A 4,949-nucleotide genomic window follows, 5' to 3' on the forward strand; every position below is an offset into this window, starting at 1 on the left:
TGCGGTCTTAAAATTGATAGAGATTTAAATGCAAGTATAAATTTAGCAAATTATCGGATTCAGAACATCTAACCTAAAATAGATTCGGAATATGTACCCAACGATACTGGGGAATTTAAGCCTTTGGACTGTCATATCAAACCAAAGTAGTATGTGATTTATCACTACAAAATGGGATAGGCGAAGAAGGAAGATACAATACGAAAGTCTTAGGATATAAGTTGTATCATGGTATAAATGTCTACATTTAAATAGAAATGTATGTAGTTTTCGTATCGGATAATGCGAAAAAATATATTGAAGGTGGAGCACATGGTGGAAAAGGAAGTCCTGCACATAAAGCTGGTGTAGTTGGAGATACAGTTGGAGATCCTTTTAAAGATACATCAGGACCATCTATGAATATCTTAATAAAATTAATGACTATAGTTTCATTAGTATTTGCACCAGTTATTCTTCAATATGGTGGAATGCTACTTTAGTTTATAATAAAATATATTTAAATTTAAAAATAATAAAAAATATGCTGATTTTAATCGGAAAAATTAGCATATTTTTATTTTATTAATATTTTATTTATAAAATTAATAAAGTTTTAAAAAGTTATAAACAAAATATGAATTTTATGTTAATATAATATTGTAAAAGGGAACAGAGAAAAAAACTGTAAAACATTTAAGTTAATGTAATGGACTAGCAATATGAATGTTTATAGGAATTTAAAATGATAATTAAACTGAGGTTTAGGGAGAATTTAAGTTTAATTAGAGCAGTAGAAAATGGAGAAATTTAATTTTAAATAGTCTTTAGGGGTAGAGGTATTTAAAATCGTACACGGTGGGTAATAAATTAATGACAACTATGGTAAAAGGGATATTATAAAAGGGTATTATAATAAGGTTTATTAGATGGAAAGCTTAATCACTTGGGGAAGGGATTGGGCTTTTATTTTTTTATGAAAAAAGCTAGATTGAAAAGAATGAAATAAGGGAGGATTACTAGGGATTTTCAGCTGGAATAAGAGTTAATAGAAGGAAGATGTGCTATAATATATCTTAGAATAATAAAACTGAAATTTGTCAAATATATATAATAGTTAAGAATATAATATATTATAAAGATAAATACTTGGAGGAAGAATATGGGAATTAAAGATACGTTATTGGCTTTCATGGATGAAGATGCATATAGACCAATGGATATTAGCTCATTATCAAGAATATTTGATATAAAAAAAGAAGAGTTTAAAGCATTCAAAAGTGCTTTAAAGGACATGGAAAATGAAGGGCTTATCATGAAAAGTGAAAAGGATAAGTTTGCACTTCCTGAAAAGTTTGGGTATGTAAGAGGAAAAATACAGGCTCATGCAAAAGGCTTTGGATTTCTTATCCCTGAAAAAGAAGGGGAAAAAGATGTCTTTATAGCTGGTTCACTTTTAAATGGAGCTATGAATGGAGATAAAGTAATAGTACAAGTTACGAAAGAAGATAGAGGCGGAGTAAGAAAAAGAGAAGGGGAAGTAGTTTCTATAGTAGAAAGAGTAAACACTAAGATAATAGGTGAATACGAAGAAAGTAGAAACTTCGGATTTGTAGTACCAGAGGATACAAGACTTACTCAAGACATATTTATATCTAAAAAAGATAAAACTGGAGCTGAAGGTGGAGATATAGTAATTGTTGAAATTACTAAGTGGCCAGAAGGAAGAAGAAGCCCAGAAGGAAAGATTGTTGAAGTTTTAGGTAAAAAAGGTGATAAAGGACTAGATATTCTTACTATAATAAAGAAACATGGACTTCCAGAAGAGTTTCCACAAAAAGTATTAGCTTTTGCAGATAATATTCCGAATGAAATAGAAGAAAAGGAATATAAAAGAAGAACTGATTTTAGAGATTTAAAAATGGTAACTATAGATGGAGAAGATGCAAAAGATTTAGATGATGCTGTATCTATTGAAAGATTAGAGGATGGAAACTTTAGATTAGGTGTTCATATAGCGGATGTTTCACATTACGTTAGAGAAAAGAATCCTTTAGATAAAGAAGCATTAAATAGAGCAACATCTGTATATCTTATAGATAGAGTTATTCCGATGCTACCAAAGAAACTTTCAAATGGAATATGTTCTCTTAATCCAAAAGTTGATAGACTTACATTAAGTTGCTTAATGACTATTGATGAAAAAGGAAAAGTTATAGCACATGAAATTCATGAAGGAATTATAAGAACTGATGAAAGAATGACTTACACTGATGTAACAAAAATTCTTAAAGATAAAGATGAAGAGTTAATTAAAAAATATGATTATCTTTATGATGATTTCTTAGCAATGGAAGAACTTGCACTTATATTAAATAAGAGAAGAATGAGTAGAGGTTCTATAGATTTTGAATTCCCAGAAGCTAAAATAACTTTAGATAAAATGGGTAAACCAATAGAAATAAAACCATACCCAAGAGAAATCTCTAATAGAATGATAGAAGAATTTATGCTTGTATGTAATGAAACTATAGCAGAGGATATGTTCTGGCAAAAGATGCCTTTTGTATATAGAATTCATGAGGATCCAGATGAAGAGAAATTAACTAAGTTTAGAGAATTTGTATATAATCTAGGATATCCAATGAGAGGAAATGCAGAAATTCATCCAAAAATGATGCAAGAAATATTAGATAAAGTAAGAGGAAAAAGTGAAGAAACTATAGTAAGTACTCTTATGCTTAGAAGTATGATGAAAGCGAAGTATTCTCCAGAATGTGTAGGACACTTTGGATTAGCCGCTAAATACTATTGTCACTTTACATCACCAATAAGAAGATATCCAGATCTTCAAATACACAGAATAATTAAAGAAAATTTAAATGGAAAACTTGAAAGTAAGAGAATTGCTAAACTTAAAGGTATAGTTGAATATGCGTCAAAACAATCATCAGATAGAGAAAAACTTGCAGTAGAAGCAGAAAGAGAAGTTGATGATTTAAAGAAAGCAGAATATATGCTTGATAGAATTGGTGAAGAGTTTGATGGTATAGTTTCATCAGTAACTTCATTTGGTATGTTTATAGAATTACCAAGCACTATAGAAGGGCTTGTGCATATAACTGCACTTGAAGATGATTACTATGTATATGATGAAGATCATCTTTCATTAGTTGGAGAAAGAACTAAAAAGATCTATAAACTTGGAGATTCTGTAAGAGTTAAATGTAGTAGAGTTGATATTGATAATAGAGAAGTTTACTTTGAATTAATATCAGATGAAGATGAAGAAGATGTAGTAGAAGAAACAGCTAAAGAATTAATCGATAGAATTTTAGATGTAAAAGAAGATATAAAAGAAATAAATAAATAGAAGTAAAAATATAGGCCACTATTAAATTAGTAGTCTATATTTTTTTTCACTAATAAAAATGTAGAAAATAGAATGAATTTTTGAGAGTTATATTTTATAGAAAAAGTTAACAAAAAATACATGGCGAATAGAGTGGCAGATTATAGAATAAATCCGGTTAGTGATATATAATAAGTGAAGAATTAAAAAAGATGAAACGGGGAAGTATATTTTGTATGTGGGCACTTGAAATATACGGAGTTAATAGTGCAACCGGCTGATAAAATTCAAGAAATTGAAAGTTATCGGCTTTTTTTATCGTTTAAAATGAATGATAAGTTCTAATTAAGGGAGAAAAATAAGGATTTATCAATAAAAATATATGACAAAATAATGTTGATAAGGAGAAAGAATGAATAGAAAAAGAATAGCAATTATAATTGCAGGAGCAATGATACTTACACCAATGCAAGCAGGAGTTATAAGTCACGCAGTGCAATTACATAAAGAGAATGGATATGTAGAAGCTGGAATAAATCAGCAAACTAATGAATTGATGGGGAACATACAAGATTATGGAGCTATAGTTTTTGGAAATGCAACTATGGAAGGTGGAGATTCGGAAACATCTTTTGCTATAGGAGGAAATCTATCAGCACCGTTAGGTGGAGGATCATTCACATTAGCAACAGCTAATGAACAATATTCAAGAGGAACTGTTGTTATTGGTGAACCTATCAATATGCAAAATAGATGTGGATTATTGCTAGGAGGTATTTTAGATCCTAATGGACTTAAATCAAATAATACTAGCGGGAATATAGGAAAGCTTAATGTAGAAGCGCCTAATATAATAACAACAGGAAAAGAGGCAGATCCATATAACCAGTTAAAGACATCTGAAACATGGAATGGTACAAATATAGAATATGCAAATAAAAATATAGTAGAAAATAAATTCAATGATTTTAAAGAATATGCAATTAAAACATTGGGAAATGCGACAAGTACGATTCAAGGATTAGGAAATAATACTTGGAGTATGTATAAGACAGATACAAACGGAAATATAGCCGTAAATAAATTAGCTAATGAAAATGGAACTACGACTATAGAAAATATAAATGTACCGGAAAATATGGCCATAAATAATACAAATGGGCAAAATACAAATAATTTTACGGTTATTTATTCAGATGCAAAGATTATAAATTTTTCGGATTTCAATTTAAGTGTTGAAAATCAACAAATAAATGATGGAACACCATTAAATTCACTTAATAGTGAAGCAAGTAAAGTTATATATGCATTTCCGAATGCAACGAATATAAATATATCAGATTCATCTATAATTGGAAGTATAATAGCACCAAATGCAACATTAAATTTAAAGGGTGGCTTTATTAATGGGCAAATAGTTGCACAAAATTTCAATAAAACAAAGGGAGGAGAAATTCATAGTTTCTATTTCCAATGGGAAAAATTCAATAACTTGTTTAGAAATGCAATGATAACTGTAAAAAATAGTGAAACAGGAAAGGTATTACCAAATGCAACTGTTACTGTAAATGGGACAACATATACAACAGGAGTAAATGGAACAGTAACAATAAATAAT

General features: G+C 29.2%; 2 protein-coding genes, 1 pseudogene and 1 riboswitch. All 3 genes and pseudogenes read left to right on the plus strand.

Annotated features, from left to right (window positions below):
- Positions 1–278: 278 nt before the first annotated feature.
- Positions 279–482: pseudogene (locus Q0W06_RS19185) on the plus strand (sodium/proton-translocating pyrophosphatase); the annotation flags it as partial.
- 659 nt (positions 483–1,141) lie between these two features.
- Positions 1,142–3,352 carry a ribonuclease R gene (gene rnr / locus Q0W06_RS19190; RefSeq protein WP_297639677.1) on the plus strand — a complete coding sequence of 737 codons (2,211 nt, stop codon included), beginning with the start codon at positions 1,142–1,144 and terminating at the stop codon, positions 3,350–3,352.
- 185 nt (positions 3,353–3,537) lie between these two features.
- Positions 3,538–3,619: riboswitch (cyclic di-GMP riboswitch) on the plus strand.
- 124 nt (positions 3,620–3,743) lie between these two features.
- Positions 3,744–4,949 (plus strand): collagen-binding domain-containing protein (locus Q0W06_RS19195; protein ID WP_297639679.1); only part of this gene is annotated, 1,206 nt, incomplete at its 3' end.

It is taken from the genome of uncultured Clostridium sp. (assembly GCF_947072515.1).
Lineage (GTDB): Bacteria > Bacillota > Clostridia > Clostridiales > Clostridiaceae > Clostridium.